Source organism: Streptomyces sp. NPDC001153 (assembly GCF_053598315.1).
Genome location: NZ_JBSFJZ010000003.1, coordinates 279744 through 297754, shown reverse-complemented (window position 1 = coordinate 297754; position 18011 = coordinate 279744). Strand labels below are relative to the sequence as shown.

The 18011-nt window shown below is 72.9% G+C and carries 17 protein-coding genes; 9 read left to right on the top strand and 8 right to left on the bottom strand.

What is annotated here, in order from left to right; all coding sequences use genetic code 11:
- Window positions 1-18: 18 nt before the first annotated feature.
- Both ACWDEN_RS05030 and ACWDEN_RS05025 read right to left on the bottom strand, forming a co-directional pair.
- A complete protein-coding gene (locus ACWDEN_RS05030; protein WP_450857264.1) occupies window positions 19-912 on the bottom strand; it encodes a M48 family metalloprotease in 894 nt (297 codons plus the stop codon).
- Window positions 909-1292: a BlaI/MecI/CopY family transcriptional regulator gene (locus ACWDEN_RS05025; RefSeq protein ID WP_351622792.1), complete on the bottom strand. Its 384-nt coding sequence runs from the start codon at window positions 1290-1292 to the stop codon at window positions 909-911. Before ACWDEN_RS05025 ends, ACWDEN_RS05030 begins: the two co-directional genes overlap by 4 nt.
- Window positions 1293-1459: 167 nt before the next feature.
- Between ACWDEN_RS05025 and ACWDEN_RS05020 the strand changes: the two genes are divergently transcribed.
- The 3 genes from ACWDEN_RS05020 (at window position 1460) to prcB (ending at window position 4855) form a co-directional block, all read left to right on the top strand.
- Window positions 1460-2947 (top strand): hypothetical protein, encoded by a 1488-nt coding sequence (locus ACWDEN_RS05020; protein WP_450857262.1) that lies wholly within the window; start codon window positions 1460-1462, stop codon window positions 2945-2947.
- Entirely contained in the window at window positions 2944-3924 is a 981-nt protein-coding gene (locus ACWDEN_RS05015) for a lysylphosphatidylglycerol synthase domain-containing protein (RefSeq protein WP_450857260.1), read from the top strand. Before ACWDEN_RS05020 ends, ACWDEN_RS05015 begins: the two co-directional genes overlap by 4 nt.
- Before the next feature lie 76 nt (window positions 3925-4000).
- A complete protein-coding gene (gene prcB / locus ACWDEN_RS05010; RefSeq protein ID WP_450857258.1) occupies window positions 4001-4855 on the top strand; it encodes a proteasome subunit beta in 855 nt (284 codons plus the stop codon).
- A gap of 175 nt (window positions 4856-5030) precedes the next feature.
- Here the strand turns inward: prcB and ACWDEN_RS05005 are convergent, their stop codons facing one another.
- Genes ACWDEN_RS05005 through ACWDEN_RS04990 form a run of 4 tightly spaced genes read right to left on the bottom strand, consistent with a single transcriptional unit; the run spans window position 5031 to window position 7474 of the window.
- Window positions 5031-5696, bottom strand: a complete 666-nt coding sequence (locus ACWDEN_RS05005; RefSeq protein WP_450857256.1) for a response regulator transcription factor — start codon at window positions 5694-5696, stop codon at window positions 5031-5033.
- Complete coding sequence (locus ACWDEN_RS05000; RefSeq protein WP_351619435.1) at window positions 5650-6405, bottom strand: phosphatase PAP2 family protein; 756 nt, start codon at window positions 6403-6405, stop codon at window positions 5650-5652. The genes ACWDEN_RS05005 and ACWDEN_RS05000 overlap by 47 nt, the downstream gene beginning before the upstream one ends.
- Window positions 6402-6815 carry a hypothetical protein gene (locus tag ACWDEN_RS04995; protein WP_450857254.1) on the bottom strand — a complete coding sequence of 138 codons (414 nt, stop codon included), beginning with the start codon at window positions 6813-6815 and terminating at the stop codon, window positions 6402-6404. Before ACWDEN_RS04995 ends, ACWDEN_RS05000 begins: the two co-directional genes overlap by 4 nt.
- Entirely contained in the window at window positions 6815-7474 is a 660-nt protein-coding gene (locus tag ACWDEN_RS04990; RefSeq protein WP_351619430.1) for a DedA family protein, read from the bottom strand. Before ACWDEN_RS04990 ends, ACWDEN_RS04995 begins: the two co-directional genes overlap by 1 nt.
- A 238-nt stretch (window positions 7475-7712) precedes the next feature.
- Here ACWDEN_RS04990 and efeU point away from each other — a divergent pair, with 238 nt between their 5' ends.
- The 4 genes from efeU (at window position 7713) to ACWDEN_RS04970 (ending at window position 12864) form a co-directional block, all read left to right on the top strand.
- A complete protein-coding gene (gene efeU, locus ACWDEN_RS04985) occupies window positions 7713-9737 on the top strand; it encodes an iron uptake transporter permease EfeU (protein WP_351619427.1) in 2025 nt (674 codons plus the stop codon).
- 56 nt (window positions 9738-9793) lie between these two features.
- A complete protein-coding gene (gene efeB, locus ACWDEN_RS04980; protein WP_351619425.1) occupies window positions 9794-11065 on the top strand; it encodes an iron uptake transporter deferrochelatase/peroxidase subunit in 1272 nt (423 codons plus the stop codon).
- A 98-nt stretch (window positions 11066-11163) separates the two neighbouring features.
- Window positions 11164-12321 carry a Nickel transporter NicT gene (locus ACWDEN_RS04975; protein WP_351619422.1) on the top strand — a complete coding sequence of 386 codons (1158 nt, stop codon included), beginning with the start codon at window positions 11164-11166 and terminating at the stop codon, window positions 12319-12321.
- 66 nt (window positions 12322-12387) lie between these two features.
- Window positions 12388-12864: a DUF5709 domain-containing protein gene (locus ACWDEN_RS04970; protein WP_351619419.1), complete on the top strand. Its 477-nt coding sequence runs from the start codon at window positions 12388-12390 to the stop codon at window positions 12862-12864.
- A gap of 127 nt (window positions 12865-12991) precedes the next feature.
- Here the strand turns inward: ACWDEN_RS04970 and sthA are convergent, their stop codons facing one another.
- A complete protein-coding gene (gene sthA / locus ACWDEN_RS04965) occupies window positions 12992-14377 on the bottom strand; it encodes a Si-specific NAD(P)(+) transhydrogenase (protein ID WP_450857322.1) in 1386 nt (461 codons plus the stop codon).
- A 154-nt stretch (window positions 14378-14531) separates the two neighbouring features.
- Between sthA and ACWDEN_RS04960 the strand changes: the two genes are divergently transcribed.
- The gene (locus ACWDEN_RS04960; RefSeq protein WP_351619413.1) at window positions 14532-15665 is read left to right on the top strand and encodes a molybdopterin-dependent oxidoreductase; all 1134 of its coding nucleotides are present in this window, start codon (window positions 14532-14534) and stop codon (window positions 15663-15665) included.
- A 135-nt stretch (window positions 15666-15800) separates the two neighbouring features.
- Here the strand turns inward: ACWDEN_RS04960 and ACWDEN_RS04955 are convergent, their stop codons facing one another.
- Window positions 15801-16007: a hypothetical protein gene (locus tag ACWDEN_RS04955; protein ID WP_228618244.1), complete on the bottom strand. Its 207-nt coding sequence runs from the start codon at window positions 16005-16007 to the stop codon at window positions 15801-15803.
- A 153-nt stretch (window positions 16008-16160) separates the two neighbouring features.
- Between ACWDEN_RS04955 and ACWDEN_RS04950 the strand changes: the two genes are divergently transcribed.
- A complete protein-coding gene (locus tag ACWDEN_RS04950; RefSeq protein WP_351619410.1) occupies window positions 16161-18011 on the top strand; it encodes a glycoside hydrolase family 15 protein in 1851 nt (616 codons plus the stop codon).

The window sequence follows — 18011 nt, the reverse complement described above, 5'->3', positions numbered from 1 at the left end:
TGCTTCTCCCGGGCTCGCTCAGTTCAGCACGCCGGACAGCTGCCGCAGCAGATCCCCCGTCGCGTCGGCGGCGAGCAGCGCGGACACGGTGCCCAGAAGGAGGACGGCCGCCGCGGCGGACCACAGCCGTGGGGGCGGGCTGGTCTGCAGGGCCGCGATCCGGCGGGTGACGGCCCGGTCGGTGAAGTGCAGGGCGCAGGCGGTGCGGGTCCGGCCGGCGCTGAGCGCTGCCCGGGCCAGCGCCCGGGCGGTGGTCGGCCGGTCGCCGACCGTGGCCGCGGCCTGCTCGTCGGCCCACCGCTCCACAAGGAAGCCGACGGCCGTGCGTACCGGGCCGAGCAGCGGGTCGGCCGCCGCCGCGAGCGTCGCCGCCGTGACCAGCGACCCGTGCCGGTGGGCGAGGTGGGCGCGCTCGTGCGCGAGGAGCACCCGCCGCTCGGCGGGCTCCAGCGCGCGCAGCATCGCCGAGGTGACCAGGATCCGGCCCGGCCGGCCCGGCACCGCGAACGCCTGTGGCACCTCGGAGGCGGCGACGATCAGCTCGGTGTCCGCCGGGTGCCCCGCGCACAGCCGGCGCAGGGCGCGCCGGGTGCGGCGTTCGGCGCGTACGGCCCGGTACACCCGTACGGCGATCGCCACCAGCGCCAGGCAGGCGGCGAGGCCGATCGCCTCGGGCACCGGATCCGTCACCGGATGTCCGTCCTCGCGGGCCTCGCGGATCACCGGCGGCGCGTACCCGAGGAGCGCGGCGGCCAGCAGGACCAGTGACCAGGTGGTGGCCGCGGCCGTCAGCACGGCCGCCGAGGTGAGCACGCGCGCGGCGAGCGCCGGAGCGACCCGGCGGCCGATCAGCGGGCCGGCCACCGCCAGCAGCAGCGACAGCACCAGCGGGGTGTACACGTCGAACCTCATGCGCCGCCTCCGGCGAGCAGCTCGCGCAGCGCCCGCTCCTCCTCGGGGCTCAGCCCGGTCACGAACTGCTGGAGCGCGGCGATCGGGTCCGGCCCCCGGTCCAGGGCCTCGTGCATCGCCTCGGCGGTCAGCTCGGCCGCGTTCTTCGCCGGCCGGTACGCGCCGCGCCGCCCCGCGGCGTCCCGCAGCACCAGCCCTTTGTCGTACAGGCGTTTGAGGATGGTGTGCACCGTGTTGTAGGCGAGCGCCCCGTCGACCTCGGCCTGGATCTCGGCCGGGGTCAGGGGCCGCTCGGTGGCCCAGAGTGTGGCCAGTACCTCGCTCTCCAGCTCACCGGCGCTGCGCCGCTCCGCCCTGCCGCGGGCCCCTGTGCCAGCCATGCCCCAACCTTACAGCGCGTAGTGCCGTCGGCCGGATGGCCCCGTCCGCCCGGCATCAGGCAGGTATTCGGGGTAGTTTGACGGTGTTTTCCCCGACTCCCGTCCTCGACCCTACGGGTTGTAGGGTGACCAGGGTCTCCACACGCCGCGGGGACAGAGGGGTGAAGATGGCCGGCAGCGCGCACGCCACACTCGCCGGACTCCGGCGCTCACGCTCACCGCGCCCGTCCGGGGGTACCCGGCCGGTCCCTGCCACCGCCCCGCTCGCGGCCGTCGCCGCCGCCTTCACCCTGGCCCAACTCCTCCTGGTCCGGCCCGGCATGGGCCTCGGCTGGGACGAGACGGTGTACGTCAGCCAGGTCAGCCCCCAGGCCCCCGCCGCCTTCTTCAGCGCACCCCGGGCCCGGGGCGTCTCCCTGCTCGTCGCACCCGTCGCCTCCTGGTCCACCTCCACGGCACTGCTGCGGACATACCTCGCCCTCCTGTCCGGCCTCGCCCTGTACCTGGCCCTGCGCGCCTGGCGCGGCCTGTTCCCGGTACGCGTCCTCGCCCTCGCCGGCGCGCTCTTCGCCTCCCTGTGGATCACCCTGTTCTACGGCCCGCAGGCCATGCCGAACTACTGGGTCGCCGTCGGCGCCCTGGCCGTCGTCGGCTGCTTCCTGCGCGCCCGCGCCGAGCGAGCCGACCGGGGCACCCTGTGGGGCCTGGCGGTGAGTGCCGCACTCATGGCCCTGATGCGGCCCATGGACGCCGTCTGGGCGGTGCTGCCGCTCCTCGCCCTCGGCCTGGCCCGCCGCCACCGGCGGGCACTCGCGGTGCTGCTCGCCGGGCTCGCGGCCGGCGCCGCCGAGTGGGTGATCGAGGCGTACGCCGCATACGGCGGCCTGGTGCGCCGGCTGTCCGAGGGCTCGGCGATCCAGGGCGGCCTCGGCTGGCACCTCGCCGTCGTCGACCAGCTGCGCAGCCTCGGCGGCCGGGCGCTGTGCCGGCCCTGCACCGGCCACCTCCCCAACCCGCTGATCACCGTCTGGTGGTTCGTCCTGCCGCTGCTCGCCGTGCTCGGGCTCGTCGTAGCCGTCCGCGCCCGGCGTACGACGGCCACGCTGCTGCCGCTCGCCTGTGCGGCCACCGCCGCCTTCCCGTACCTGTTCATGATCGGCTACGCCGCCCCGCGCTTCCTGCTGCCGGCCTACGCCCTGCTCGCACTGCCGGTCGCCGACGTACTGGCGTACCCGGTCACGGCGCCGCGCCGGCCCCGGCGCCCGGTTCTCGCCACCCTGGTCTGCCTCGGACTCGCCGCCCATCTCGCGGTGCAGCTGGCCGTCCTGGAGAACACGGTCCACAACACCACCGAGGACCGCCGCGGCTGGTCCCGCACCGCCGCCTCCCTGCACCGGCTCGGCGTCCGCCCGCCCTGCCTGCTCACCGGGGACGGGGCCGTGCCCGTCGCGTTCTACACCGGCTGCTCCTCGGTCGCGACGACCGGGCACCACACCAACAGCACCGAGGAGGCCGTCATCGGCACCGCCCGGCGGATCCCGGTCGCCGCGCTGGTTCCCGACGGCACCCGGCCGCCCGGATACGCCCGCGACTGGCCGTCCGAACCGCTCGACGGACAGCGGCTGTACTACTCCGTACCCGGGGGCGGCCGATGACGTCCCCGCCCCGTACCCAGGGACGGCCCCTGGAGTCCCCGCCGGAACTCACCCCGTCCCTGGGCCGTCGGCAGGCCTGTTGGCACGCCGGTGTCCTGCTCGCGGTCCTGCTGGGCGGGCTCTACCTGGCCCGCCGGCACTGGCCCGCCCTCGAGAGCGGGGCCGGGCGGCTGGCCGGCGCCGACCAGGGTTGGCTGCTGGTCGGCGCGACGGCGGCCCTCGGCACCTGGGCGGCCTCGGCGCTCGCCCAGCAGGGCGCGGTGCTCCGGCGGCTGCCCGGTGCCCGGCTGGTCGCCGCCCAGTTCGCCGCCTCCGCCGCCAACCATCTGCTGCCCGCCGGGCTCGGGGCGGGCGCGGTGAACCTCAGGTTCCTGATGCGCTGCGGACTGCCCGCGGGCCGCTCGGCCAGTGCCCTCGCCGTCAAGGCCACCGCCGGTGCCGCGGTCCGCCTGGCACTGATCGCGCTGCTCGCCCCGGCCTGCCCGGGGCTGCTGCGCCCGCCGCAGCCCACCCCGACGACCCTCGCCGTCGCCCTCGGCGGACTCGTGCTGCTCGCGGCCCTGCCGGTCACCCCCTGGTGGGCGCGCTGCCGCCGCGCCCTGTCGGCTGTGGCGGCCGACATCCGTGCCCTGCACGCCTGCCCCGCGCGAGCGGCGGCCCTGTGGGGCGGCTCCGTCGCCTTCGCCGCGCTGCACGCGCTCGTCCTCATCGCCGTCACCCAGGCCGTCGAACTGCCGCTGCCCCCGCTCCAGGTGGCCCTGCTGTACCTCGCCGCCAGCAGCGCCGCCGCCCTCCTGCCCACCCCGGGCGGCCTCGGCTCCCTGGACGCGGCGCTCGCCCTCGCCCTCACCGTCTCCGGCGCCCCCGGCGTGGCCGCCGCCTCCGCCGTGCTCGGGTACCGGCTGCTGACCGTGTGGCTGCCCCTGCTCCCGGGATTGCTGGTGCTCGGGGTGCTGGTGCGGCGCAAGGCCCTGTGACGGACCGGGAGTTTCCCGAGCGCCCGCCGCAGGTAGGAGTCGGATGTCGGGTGCCGTCACACGGAGGGGGAGAGCCATGGCGGGGAGCGACACGGCGGGGCTGCCGAGCGAGACGTTCTTCACGCCGGGGACCTCGTCCTTCACCGAGTTCCTGGCCGCGCACCGCCCCGGGCTGCTGCCCACCGCGCCCGTGCTGCCCGCCGGGGTGCGGATGGCGGCCGACCGGTTCCCGCACGGCACCACCGTGCTCGCCCTCACCTACCGCGACGGCGTGCTGATCGCCGGCGACCGCCGGGCGACCATGGGCAATCTGATCGCCCAGCGCGACCTGGAGAAGGTGCACCCCGCCGACGACCACACGGCCGTGGCCTTCGCGGGCACCGTCGGCCTCGCCGTCGACATGGTGCGGCTCTACCAGGTCGAGCTCGCGCACTTCGAGAAGATCGAGGGCACTGCGATGACCCTGGCCGGCAAGGCGACCCGGCTCGCGGCCATGATCCGGCAGAACCTCGCCCAGGCGATGCAGGGCCTCGCCGTCGTGCCGTTGTTCGCCGGGTACGACGTCACCGCGCCCGACGGCGGACGCGGCCGCATCTTCGGCTTCGACGCGGCCGGTGGCCTCTACGAGAAGTACGACTTCTACGCCGAGGGCTCCGGCTCCCCGTACGCCCGGGGCGCCCTGAAGAAGCTGTACCGGCCCGGCCTCACCCGGCGCGAGGCCGTCCTCGCCGCGCTCCAGGCGCTGTACGACGCGGCGGAGGAGGACTCGGCGACCGGCGGCCCCGATCTGCACCGCCGTATCTTCCCCGTCGTCTGCGTGATCACGGCGGACGGCTTCGAGCGGCTGCCGGAGCCGGAGACGGAGCAACTCAGCCGCGAGACGGTCCGCCAGCGCACGACCCGCCCGGACGGCCCGCACGCCGCACCCTGACCCCGGCCGCCCTTCCGCTCGGTGCGCCGGTGCGCAGGGGCTCGCCGCCCTGCTGACCTTCACGCTCCGGGCCCGCGCCCAGGGGCCGTGGAACGCCCCGCCCGTACGGGTCCGCCTGCCGGGCCGGGGAAGGCCGGTCTGCGGCCGAGAGCCGAGGGCATGTGGTGGTGCGGCCTCAGGTCAGGCGGTGGCCGATCCCGCGTGCGGTGGCGATGGTCCGCTCGCTGCCCGCCGCGCGCAGCTTGCGGCGCAGCCGGGTCAGGTACTGGTCCAGCGTGTTGTCGCTGACCTGTGCCCCCTCCGGCCAGCCCGCGCGGACCAGATCGCGGCGGCGCACCAGCTCTCCGCCGGCCGCGGTGAGCGCCGCCAGCAGCCGGAACTCCGTCGGGGTGAGGTCGACGCGCCTGCCGCGCACGGTGGCGCTGTGCCGGACGGCGTCCAGCACCAGTTCGCCCGCGGCGGCGGCCGCGGCCGGGGGCGCGGTCCGGCGCAGGGCGGCGCGCAGCCGGGCGGCCAGCTCGGCGAGGTGGAACGGCTTGGGCAGGTAGTCGTCCCCGCCGGCCGAGAAGCCGGACAGGCGGTCCGTGAGTCCCTGCCGTGCGGTCAGGAAGAGGACCGGGGCGAGGAAGCCGTTGGCCCGCATCGCCTGGCAGACGTCACGGCCGTCGGCGTCGGGCAGGCCGACGTCCAGCACGACGGCGGACACGTCCGGTGTCGCCAGCCGCAGGGCGGTGGCACCGTCGCCGGCGCACACCGTGTCGAACTCCTCGTCCTGCAGACCACGCCGCAGCACGTCACGCAGGGCGTGATCGTCTTCGACGATGAGGATCCTGGGGCGCATCTCTCTCCACCGGCCCGTCGGCCGCGTTGTTCGGGTGGGGTGTGCCCGGCTGCGGGGCACGGGGAACGTATCGCCCGGGCAGCCACCGGGCCACCGCGCAGATGAAGACACCGAGCCAGCCGACGGCCAGCAGCCAGCCACCGACCACGTCGGTGAACCAGTGCACGCCGAGGAAGACACGGGTCAGCCCGACCCCCGCCCCCCAGCACGCGACCAGCAGACACAGCACCATCCTGCCGCGCGGGCCACGCAGGCACAGGGCCGCCATGAGCAGGCCCGCCGTCAGTGCGGCCGTGGTGGTGTGACCGGAGGGGAAGGACCAGCCGGAGGCCTGGGTCTGCCAGTCGTACTGCGGCGGCCGGGCCCTGGCGACCAGCTCCATCACGCCGTACCGCACCGCCTGGCCCGTGCCCAGGCAGACCGCGCAGAGCAGCACGGCCTCGAGTCGCTGCCGCGCGGAGCGTCCCGCGATCAGCCCGGCCAGGACCACCAGGACGTACGGCACGACACCCGTGCCCGTGGCGGTCAGGCCTCGGGCCACCGCCACCGCGACGGGCGGGCGGTGCCCGACGGACCAGGACAGCAGGCCCTGGTCCAGGTCGAACGGACCGCCCTGGTCGCTCACCAGCACGGCGGCCAGCGCAGCGAACGCGATCCAGGCGCCCAGCGCCACCGTCCCCGCCGGCTCCGCGACGTTCCTGGGCTTCATGCGGTTCCCGCCACCGGCAGCGGGCGCAGCCGGCCGCCGGACACTGTCTTCGCGACGATGCCGTGCGGATCGTCCGCCCCGGCCCGCGCCCGGGAGGCCGCCATGGCGAGGGCGCACACCGCAGCGAGGGCAGCGGCGGGGTGAGGGCTCGCGGATGCCCCGTCGTCCCGCGCGGGACGCGCCGCCGGAGTGCGGAGGGCCAGGCCCCGGCACGGACGGTCCCCTGCGGCCAGGGGCTTGACGGCGCTGCTCACGGCGGACAACGCCACCGGCACGGTCATGGCCGCGCTCGCCCCGTCCCGGCGGGCCCGCCACCGGCTCACCCCCATGTGCGGCGCGCACACCGCGCGGCCGTACGCCGGCCACACGGGCGCCCGGTCCAGTGACGAGCCCGGCAGGCAGGACAGCATCAGCGGGCTTCCTTGGCCGCTTTGCGGGAGCGCAGCACCTCGGCCGCGAGCGGGAGGAGGGACACGGCGACGATCAGCGCGATCAGCGGCAGCAGGTACTTGTCGACGTTCGGGATCGAGGAGCCCAGCGCGTATCCGCCGAGCGTGAGACCGAGGCTCCACACGAGGCCGCCCGCGACCTGCCAGAGGGTGAAGGTCCTGGCCGGGACCTCGAGGGCGCCCGCCAGCGGGTTCAGCACGGTGCGCACCACGGGGATGAAGCGGGCCAGCACGATCGCCTTAGCGTGTCCGTACCGCTCGAGGAGTTCCTCGGCGCGCTGTGCGCCCTCGCGCAGCTTGCCCGAGCGGCTGCGGGCCAGCAGCGCGCCGCCCGCCTTCCGGCCGATCAGGAACCCGCACTGCGAACCGGCCAGCGCGCCCACGGCCGCCATGACGAGCAGCGGCCCGAGCGAGAGGTGCACCCCGCTGTCGGACTTGCCCGTGCACAGCAGCCCCGCCGTGAACAGCAGGGAGTCTCCGGGCAGGAAGAACCCGATCAGCAGTCCCGTCTCCGCGAAGAGCACCACGCCGACGCCGAGCACGCCGAAGGTGGCGAGCAGCGAATGGGCGTCGAGCACGTTGACCGCGAGCTGCGACGCCAGGTGTGGGGGAGTGGCCATCGCCGTACGCCCTTTCCTTCGACTTCGACTTGGGCTTCGACTCGTCTTCGACTGCGACAAGTTCCGACTACACATTTGTAGACGGCCCACCGGACCGAAGACGAACGGAGAGCGGCGAACGTTCCCGGACTTTACCTGTCCATTGCCGCTTCGTGACCATTCGACTACATGGGCATGGCCATGATGGTCCGCGAAGGTAAGGTATGCCTTCACTAACTAACAGGGAGGGCAGCAGGGCATGTGGGACGACGCGTTTCCGAGTTTCCTGATCGGACTCAGGGAAGGACTCGAAGCCGGACTCATCGTCTCCATCCTGGTCGCCACCCTGGTGCGGGCCGAGGCGCGCTCGCGGCTGCCCCAGGTGTGGACCGGCGTCCTGGCCGCCGTCGCCGTGGCGATGAGCTTCGGCGCGGTGCTCACCTTCACGGCCGCGTCCATGCCGCAAACCGCCCAGGAGGCCTTCGGCGGCACCCTCAGCGTGATCGCCGTCGCCTTCGTCACCGCCATGGTCTTCTGGATGCGCCGTTCGGCCCGGGGCCTCTCCGGCGAGCTGAAGGAGAGGGTGACCGGCGCCCTTGCCATGGGCTCCGGCGTGCTGATCCTCACCTCCTTCCTCGCGGTCGGCCGTGAGGGCCTGGAGACGGCTCTCTTCCTGTGGACCACCGCGCAGGCAGCCGGCGAGTCGGCCGGACCGCTGACCGGCGCCGCCATCGGCCTCGTCCTGGCGGCGGGCCTGTGCTGGGGCCTGTACCGGCGCGTGCTGAAGATCAACCTGACGAAGTTCTTCACCGCCACCGGCGCCGTCCTGATCGTCATCGCCGCCGGTGTCCTCGGCTACGGCCTGCGCGATCTCCAGGAGGGCGGTGTGCTGCCCGGGAAGGCGGCCTATGCGGTCGACCTGGCGAGCAGCGTCGACGCCGGTTCCTGGTACAGCACCCTGATCCAGGGCGTCCTCAACCTCACCCCGACCATGACCTGGCTCCAGGTGGTGGCCTACGTCGCCTACCTGGCCGTCGTGATGACCCTGTTCGTGCGGGGCGTGCGGACCACGGCTCCCCGGCAGGCGAAGGAACGGCCCGAGCCGAAGGCCAGCCGGCCCGAGCGACGCCGGCCGGTCTGGGTGGTGCCCGCGGCGGTGGTCGCCGTGCCCGCCGTGATCGCAGGACTCGTCGTCGCCCTCTCCCGGCCCAAGCCCGCCGGTGACCAGACCGTCGCCGTCTCCGAGACCGAGTGCGGCAAGGGCTTCACCGCGCCCAAGCCCGGCCGGCAGACCTTCCAGATGCAGAACACCGGCGGCAAGACCTCCGAGGTCTACCTCATCGACCCGTCGACCAGCGCGGTCTACGGCGAGATCGAGGGCCTCGCCCCCGGCACCACCCGCGACCTCGTCGCCACCGTCGCCGGCGGCACCTACGCCTGGCGCTGCGTCCCCACCGGCGGCAGGGCCGTCACCTCCAAGCCGGTCACCGTGCGCGGCGGCGGCGCGGCCAAGCCGGTCGTCCCCGTCTCCGAACAGGACCTCGCCGCACCCCTGAAGGCGTACAAGACGTACGTCGAGCAGGGGCTGGACACCCTCGTCACCCAGACCCACACCCTGGACGACGACATCGAGCACGGCCACCTGGACAAGGCCCGCACCGACTGGCTCACCGCCCACCGCACCTACGCCTCCCTCGGCGCCGCCTACGGCACCTTCGAGGACTACGACAAGAAGATCGACGGCCGCGCCGACGGACTTCCGGACGGCGAGAAGGACAAGGACTTCACCGGCTTCCTGCGCCTGGAGTACGGCCTGTGGCACGGCCAGTCCGCGAGCGACCTGACCGCCCCTGCCCGGCAGCTCGCCACCGACGTCGCGGGCCTGCGCAAGGCCTTCCCGAGCCAGGACTTCGACCCGGGCGACCTGCCGCTGCGCGCCCACGAGATCCTGGAGAACACCCTCCAGTTCGAGCTGACCGGCGACACCGACGAGGGCAGCGGCACGGGCCTCGCCACCGCCGACGCCAACCTCGCCGGCACCCGCGAGCTGCTCACCGTCCTCGAGCCGCTGCTCACCCGCCGCGCCCCGAAGCTGCTCCCGACGGTCGACGCCGACATCGCCCGCGTGCAGAAACTCCTGGACGCCGCCCATGACGGCACCCACTGGACCCCCGTCGGCCAGCTCGCCCAGACCGACCGGCAGCGGCTGAACGGCGCCACGGGCCAGCTGCTGGAAGACCTCGCCCCGATCCCGGACCTGCTCGAGATCCGGAAGTCCGCCTGATGACCGAAATCTGCCCGATGATGTCCGCGCACCCGCACCCCGAAGGGAATCCTGCGATGTCCACTGCCGAACCGTCGGCCTGCCCGGTCGGCCCCGCCCGCCGCTCCTTCGTGCGGACCGCGCTGGGCGCCGGCGCCGCCGGAGCGGTCCTGGCCGGCGGAGGCTTCGCCCTCGGCGAGAGCGGCGGCACCGCGCAGGCCGGGTCGGCGAACCCCGACGGCACCGCAAAGGTCCCCTTCCACGGCGCCCACCAGGCCGGCATCGTCACCCCGGCACCGGCCGCCGCCACCTTCGTCTCCCTGGACGTCATCGCGGACGACCGCAAGGGCCTGACCGACCTGCTGAAGACCATCACCGAGCGGGCCCGCTTCCTCACCTCCGGCGGCACCCCCACCGACCTGGGCGTCGGCGCCCCGCCCTCCGACAACGGCATCCTCGGCCCCGAGGTCCCCTCCGACGGCCTGACCGTCACCGTCGGCGTCGGCGCCTCCCTCTTCGACGACCGCTACGGCCTCGCCAAGGCCAGGCCCGCCCGGCTCACCCCGATGCGGACCTTCCCCAACGACAACCTGAACGCGGCCGAGTGCCACGGCGACCTGTCCCTGCAGATCTGCGCCCAGAGCACGGACACCGTGCTGCACGCGCTGCGCGACATCGCCCGGCACACCCGCGGCGCCATGCAGATCAAGTGGCGCATCGACGGCTTCCAGAACGCCCCGCGTCCCGCCGGCGCCCAGCGCAACCTGCTCGGCTTCAAGGACGGCATCGCCAACCCGGACGTCACCTCCGCGCGCGAGACGGACAAGCTGATCTGGGTCGGGGACGGCCAGGGTGAGCCCGCCTGGACCAAGGGCGGCAGCTACCAGGTCATCCGGATCATCCGGATGCTGGTCGAGTTCTGGGACCGGGTCTCGCTCACCGAGCAGGAGAAGATGTTCGGCCGCCGCAAGGACACCGGTGCCCCGCTCGACGGCGCCAAGGAGACCGACATCCCGAACTACACCAAGGACCCGCACGGCACCGCGATCCCGCTCGACGCCCACATCCGCCTCGCCAACCCGCGCAAGGCCTCGACCGACAGCTCCCGCATCCTGCGCCGCGGCTACAACTACGACCGCGGCGTGGACAACGTCGGCAACCTCGACATGGGTCTGGTCTTCTGCTGCTACAACCAGGACGTCAGGCGTCAGTTCGAGGCCGTGCAGACCCGGCTGATCGACGAGCCCCTGGTGGACTACATCTCCCCGACCGGCGGCGGGTACTTCTTCGCCCTGCCCGGCGTCCGCGACACCCGGGACTGGCTGGGCCGGGGCATGTTCTCCGTCTGACACCGGCGGCCTTATTGCACATCGGTTGCAAGTGCGGTTGTATAGCGCATGGCTGTGCTGTGCAGCCGTACCCGCACCACCGAAGGATGACCCTCCCGATGACGGCCGCCCCTGGTTCCGCTCCGTCCCTTCCCGCCCAGGCCGACGCCAAGCGTTCGGCCTGGCAGCGTGTCCGCGGCTCCATGACGCGGCAGGAGTGGATCAGGGTCGGTTCGATGGCCGCCTTCGTGCTAGCCCTGCACATCATCGGCTGGGGCATCCTGGTCGGTATCGTCGCACCGCAGCACTTCAGCGTCGGCAAGGAATCCTTCGGTATCGGCATCGGCGTCACCGCCTACACCCTCGGCATGCGGCACGCCTTCGACGCCGACCACATCGCGGCCATCGACAACACCACCCGCAAGCTCATGGGCGAGGGGCAGCGCCCGCTGTCGGTGGGCTTCTGGTTCTCCCTCGGCCACTCCAGCATCGTCTTCGGGCTCTCCCTGCTGCTCTCCCTCGGCATGAAGACCCTGGCCGGGCCGGTCCGCGACGACAACTCGCGCCTGCACGAGGTGACGGGCCTGATCGGTACGACGGTCTCCGGCACCTTCCTGTACCTCATCGCCGGCATCAACCTGGTCATCCTGGCCGGGATCTGGAAGGTCTTCCGGCAGATGCGCTCCGGCGCCTACGACGAGGCCGCCCTGGAGACGCAGCTGAACAACCGCGGCTTCATGAACCGCCTGCTGAGCCGGGTCACCGGCTCGATCAGCAAGCCGTGGCAGATGTACCCCCTGGGCCTGCTGTTCGGCCTCGGCTTCGACACCGCGACGGAGATCGCCCTGCTGGTCCTCGCCGGTTCCGGCGCCGCCTCCGGCCTGCCCTGGTACGCCATCCTGTGCCTGCCCGTCCTCTTCGCGGCCGGCATGTCCCTGCTGGACACCATCGACGGCTCGTTCATGAACTTCGCCTACGAGTGGGCGTTCTCCAAGCCGGTCCGCAAGGTCTACTACAACCTCACCATCACCGGCCTGTCCGTCGCCGTCGCCCTCATCATCGGCACCGTCGAACTCCTCGGCCTCCTCGCCGACAAACTCGACCTCCACGGCGCCTTCTGGGACTGGATCTCCGGCCTCGACCTCAACACCGTCGGCTTCGTCATCGTCGGCCTCTTCTTCGCCACCTGGGCGATCGCCCTGCTGGTGTGGAAGGCGGGCCGTATCGAGGAGAAGTGGACGCAGGGCCTGGCCACGACCGAGCAGTCGGGGTCCTGAGGGGGTTGGCCGCCCGCTTCCGGGAAACGCGGACGGGACCGCCCGCGAGCCCAGAAGGAGGCGACCATGAGCGACCAGCAGTCCGAGCAGACCCCGATGGCGGACGACGCCTACCAGCCCACCGGAACCAACGAGGAACAGGCGGACGCCGGCCCCCTGGACCTCCAGGACGCGATCGACGAGCGCACCTACGACGACGTCCTCGATGAGGGCTACTCCCCGCCCGAACGCCCCCTCGCCGTGACCAAGCAGGGCACCACCGCCGCCGAGCAGCACACCGGGGAGACCCTGGACGAACGCCTCGCTCAGGAGGTCCCGGACGTTCAGCCGGCGGCAGGCGACGAGATCGGCGACCTCCCCGGGGGCGAGGGCGAACCGGTCGACCCCGAGGCGGGCGAGTCCCGCGCGGGCCGCCTGGTCGCCCCGGACGAGGGCGCGCACACGAACACCACCAAGGAGGAGGTCGCGCGGGACGTGGGCGTGGACGGGGGTGCGGCCGGCGCCGAGGAAGCGGCCGTTCACGTGGTGGAGAAGGGAACCTGAGCCTCTGGGCGGACGGAGCTGGACCAACCCAGGGGCGCGGGGCTGTATCGATATGCGGCTCCGCCGCGCGGGCGTGACCAGCCGAGGACGACCCGCACCCGGCGTCGAAGAGCCACCCGGAACGGCGCTACCCCAACCGGTCCACCTGACGGAGCCGATTCGTCGCGTCCAGCGCCGCGACCTTGTACGACTCGGCCAGCGTCGGATAGTTGAACACCGCGTCGACCAGGTAGTCCACGGTCCCCCCGCACCCCATCACCGACTGCCCGATGTGGATCAGCTCCGTCGCCCCGGAGCCGAAGCAGTGCACCCCGAGCAGCGTGCGGTCGACGGGGGAGACCAGCAGCTTCAGCATGCCGTGCGAGTCCCCGATGATCTGCCCGCGGGCCAGCTCCCGGTACCGGGCCACGCCCACCTCGAACGGCACCCGGTCCTCGGTCAGCTGGTCCTCGGTCCGGCCGACGAAGCTGATCTCCGGGATGGTGTAGATCCCGATCGGCTGCAGACGGTGCATCCGCCCCACCGGCTCCCCGAACGCGTGGTACGCGGCCGCCCGGCCCTGCTCCATCGAGGTCGCGGCGAGCGCGGGGAAGCCGATGACGTCACCGACGGCGTAGATGTGCGGCACCTCGGTGCGGTAGTTCTCGTCCACCTCGATCCGGCCCCGCGCGTCCGCCGCCAACCCGGCCTTGCCCAGGTCGAGTTCGTCGGTGAGGCCCTGCCGGCCCGCCGAGTACATCACCGTGTCCGCGGGGATCTTCTTGCCGCTCTCCAGCACGGTCAGCGTGCCCCGCGGATGGCGTTCGACGGCGGCGACCGTCTCACCGAACCGGAAGGTGACGGCCAGGTCCCGCAGGTGGTACTTGAGCGACTCCACGATCTCCACGTCACACAGGTCCAGCATCCCGGGACGCTTCTCCACCACCGTCACCTTGCTGCCCAGCGCGGCGAACATGGAGGCGTACTCCATCCCGATCACGCCGGCACCCACGATCACCATGGACCGCGGCACCCGCTCCAGCGAGAGCACGTTGTCGGAGTCCATGATGGTCCGCCCGTCGAACTCGACCGTGTCCGGGCGGGCCGGCCGGGTGCCGGTGGCGATGACGATGTGCCCGGCACTCAGTCGCCGTTCCCGGCCGGAGACCTCGGACAGCGCGACGGTGTGCGGGTCGGCGAAGCGGGCCGTGCCGGCGTACACGGTCACCTGGTTGCGGGTGAGCTGGCTGCGGACGACGTCCACCTCGCGGCCGACCACGTGCCGGGTGCGCGCGGTCAGATCGGCGACGGTGATGTCGTCCTTCAGCCGGTAGCTCTGCCCGTACATGTCGCGCTGGGTGAGACCGGTCAGGTACAGCACCGCCTCGCGCAGGGTCTTGGAAGGGATGGTCCCGGTGTGCAGGGAGACCCCGCCGAGCATGTCGGGGCGGTCGACGACGGCGACCCGGCGGCCCAGCTTGGCCGCGGCGATGGCGGCCTTCTGACCCCCGGGTCCGGATCCGATGACGAGCATGTCGAAGTCGAAGTCGGGCACCCTCGGGAGTCTGTCAGCCCCCCGGCCCGCTCCGGAAGAGATCGCCGCCGCCGAAATCTCCGGAGACGCGCGGAAGTTGCCGCCGGTGTCCGCTCTTGTCGCCGCGCCGGTGCCCCGGGAGGACAATGACGCCATGGGCCAGCGACCCGGCGACGTGAGCGCCCCCGCCCGGCTGGCCGGTCCCGGCGAGGGCATCGGCGCCGACGAACTCGCGCTCGCCACCCGCAACCACGGCCTGCCCCTGGAGGCACTGCGGCACGACATCACCCCGCCCGGACTGCACTACGTCCTCACGCACTACGACATCCCGTACGTGCCGGACGCCGGTGCCTGGCGGCTGACCGTCGACGGCCGGGTGCGCACCCCGCTCGACCTGTCCCTCGCTGACCTGCTGTCGTTCCCGCAGGTCACCACCCGGGTGACCCTGGAGTGCGCGGGCAACGGCCGGGCCCTGCTCACACCCCGGCCGGTCAGCCAGCCCTGGCTGGTGGAGGCGGTCGGCACCGCCGACTGGACCGGAGTGCCGCTCAGGGCGCTGCTCGCCGAGGCGGGCGCGGACCCGGCGGCCTCCGACGTCGTCTTCACCGGCGCCGACCACGGCGTGGAGCGCGGTGTCGAGCAGGACTACGAGCGCGCCCTGCCCCTGGCCGTGGCCACCGGCGACGACCCCGAGGTGCTGGTCGCCACCGCCATGAACGGCGCGCCGCTGCCGCCGCAGCACGGCCGGCCGCTGCGGCTGATCGTGCCCGGCTGGTACGGCATGGCCCAGGTGAAGTGGCTGCGTTCGGTCACGGTGAGCGACGTAGCGTTCACCGGCTTCCAGCAGTCGGTCGCGTACCGGATCCGGCGTACCGCCGACGAACCGGGCGAGCCGGTCACGCGGATCGCGCCGCGCGCCCTGCTGGTCCCTCCGGGCTTTCCCGACTTCATGTCCCGGACACGGGTGGTGCGGCCGGGGCCGGTGAGGCTGTTCGGCCGGGCCTGGTCCGGGCGGGCGCCCGTGTCCTCGGTGGAGGTCAGCACGGACCGCGGCGCGAGCTGGGAGCCGGCCGTTCTCGACCCGGTCGTGGACCGGCACCGGTGGGCCTGGCGGGCCTGGCATCACGCCTGGTCCGCCACGCCCGGAGAGCATGCGGTGGGTGCGCGTGCGACCGACGCCGACGGTTTCACCCAGCCCCTTGAGCAGCGCTGGAACCGAGGCGGCCTTGCCAACAACGCCGTGCGCTGGGCGCGGGTTGTGTGTGTTGCCGACGCCTCTGCGCCGTAGGGGTTTCCTGCGTCCTGCGGGCGCGGGCCGCGCGTGGTGGCCCGCGCCCGCGGAGCGGCCCCAGATCGCATACGGCCCCGCGCCCCTCGAGGCCGGCCCCCGTTGACAATGAGCCCTCTGTTTCCCCGGACCGCCCTACGGCATCAGCCTCTCGATGGCTGTGGGGCCCTCCTTCTCCATCTTGCGGCGTGCCCACTCGAGGTTCTTCGGTGTGACGTCCCTGCCCGCCGCCATCACCAGGTCCTCCGGGGTGACATCCCTGGAGGGTGCGGAGTGGAGCAGGGCGTCCGGGGTGCAGTGGTCGTCGGACGACCGGGACTCGTCGGGTGTGATCGTCGACATGATGCCTCCTCCTCGGTCCGGATGACCGCATCCGTGCCGGTGCCGCCGAACGGGGCACACTCTCACCATTCCCCGCAGCGCCTTCCCACGCCACCCGAGAGCACTCGCACCTAAGCTGGAAAACATCTCGCACCGCTCACCGGGAGGCCGCAGATGGCCGAGACCCCGTTTCCCGAGGACGTCCGCTCCCGCCCCCGCTATCTGCCGATCGCCGAGCACGGACTCATCGGCGACCTGCGCAGTGTGGCCCTGGTCGGCACGAACGGCACGATCGACTGGTACTGCTGTCCGTCCTTCGACTCCCCGAGCGTCTTCGCGGCCATCCTCGACGCCGAGCGCGGCGGCAGCTTCGAACTGGCCGCCGCCGTACCCGCGCGTGCCAAGCAGTTCTATTTCCCCGACACCAACGTACTGATCACCCGGTTCTTCACCGAGGACGGCGTCGGCGAGGTGCAGGACTTCATGCCGGTCACCTCCGACGGCGCGGCCGGCACGGGTGAGGCGGGCCGGCACCGGCTGATCCGGCGCGTGGTCTGCGTCCGCGGCACCGTACCCTTCCGCGTGCTGGTCGCCCCGCGGTTCGACTACGGCGCGGCCCCGCACACCCTGCGCACGATGGGCGGCACCATCGTCTTCGAGTCCGCCGAGCGGTCCCTGGCGCTGATCTCCACGGTCGACCTGGAGTACGACGACCGGGACGCGCGCGGCGACTTCAAGCTCGGCGAAGGCGAGTCGGCGGTGTTCGCCCTCGACCAGCTGGGCGACGCGGTGGCCCCCCGCGGCTGCGCCCACGCCGAGGCCGAGCACCAGTTCAACGCCACTGTCGCCTACTGGCGGAGCTGGCTGCACCAGTCCCGCTACCGGGGCCGCTGGCGCGAGATGGTGCACCGCTCCGCGCTGACCCTGAAGCTGCTCACCTACGCGCCCACCGGTGCCATCGTCGCCGCCCCCACCACCAGCCTGCCCGAGCAACTCGGCGGCGAGCGGAACTGGGACTACCGGTATGTGTGGGTGCGGGACGCCGCCTTCGCCGTGTACGCGCTGCTGCGGCTCGGCTTCACCGGCGAGGCGGAGGCGTTCATGCGCTTCCTGACCACGCACGTCAGTCCCTGCGACACGGACAGCTCCGCACCGCCGCTGCAGATCATGTACGGCATCGACGGCCGCCCCGACCTGCCCGAACGCGAGCTGCCGCACCTGGAGGGCCATCTGGGCTCCGCCCCGGTCCGCGTCGGCAACGCCGCCGCCGACCAGCTCCAGCTGGACATATACGGGGCCCTGATCGACTCCATCTACCTCTACGACAAATGGGCCCAGCCGATCTCCAGCTGCCAGTGGGACGACGTGTGCAAGCTGGTCGACTGGGTGTGCGCGCGCTGGGACCAGCCCGACGAGGGCGTGTGGGAGACCCGCGGCGGCCGCAAGAACTTCACGTACTCGCGGCTGATGTGCTGGGTGGCCATCGAGCGGGCCATCCGCCTCGCCAACCACCGCGGCCTGCCCGCCGAGCTGCCCCGCTGGCGGCAGGCCCGCGACGCGATCTACCGGCGGATCATGGACCGCGGCTGGTCGGAGCGGCGGCACGCCTTCGTGCAGTACGAGGGCGGCGACGTGCTGGACGCCTCGCTGCTGATGATGCCGCTCGCCAAGTTCGTCGCGCCCACCGATCCCAAGTGGCTGTCCACCCTGGACGCCCTCACCGAGGACCTGGTCTCCGACTCCCTGGTCTACCGCTACGACCCGCAGGCCAGCCCCGACGGACTGCGTGGCGACGAGGGCACCTTCTCCATCTGCTCCTTCTGGTACGTCGAGGCGCTGGTGCGGGCCGGCCGGCTCGACGAGGCCCGGCTGGCCTTCGAGAAGATGCTCACCTACGCCAACCACCTCGGCCTGTACGCGGAGGAGATCGGCCGTACCGGGGAGCAGCAGGGCAACTTCCCGCAGGCGTTCACCCACCTGTCCCTGATCAGCGCCGCGTTCAACCTCGACCGCGCCCTCGGCTGA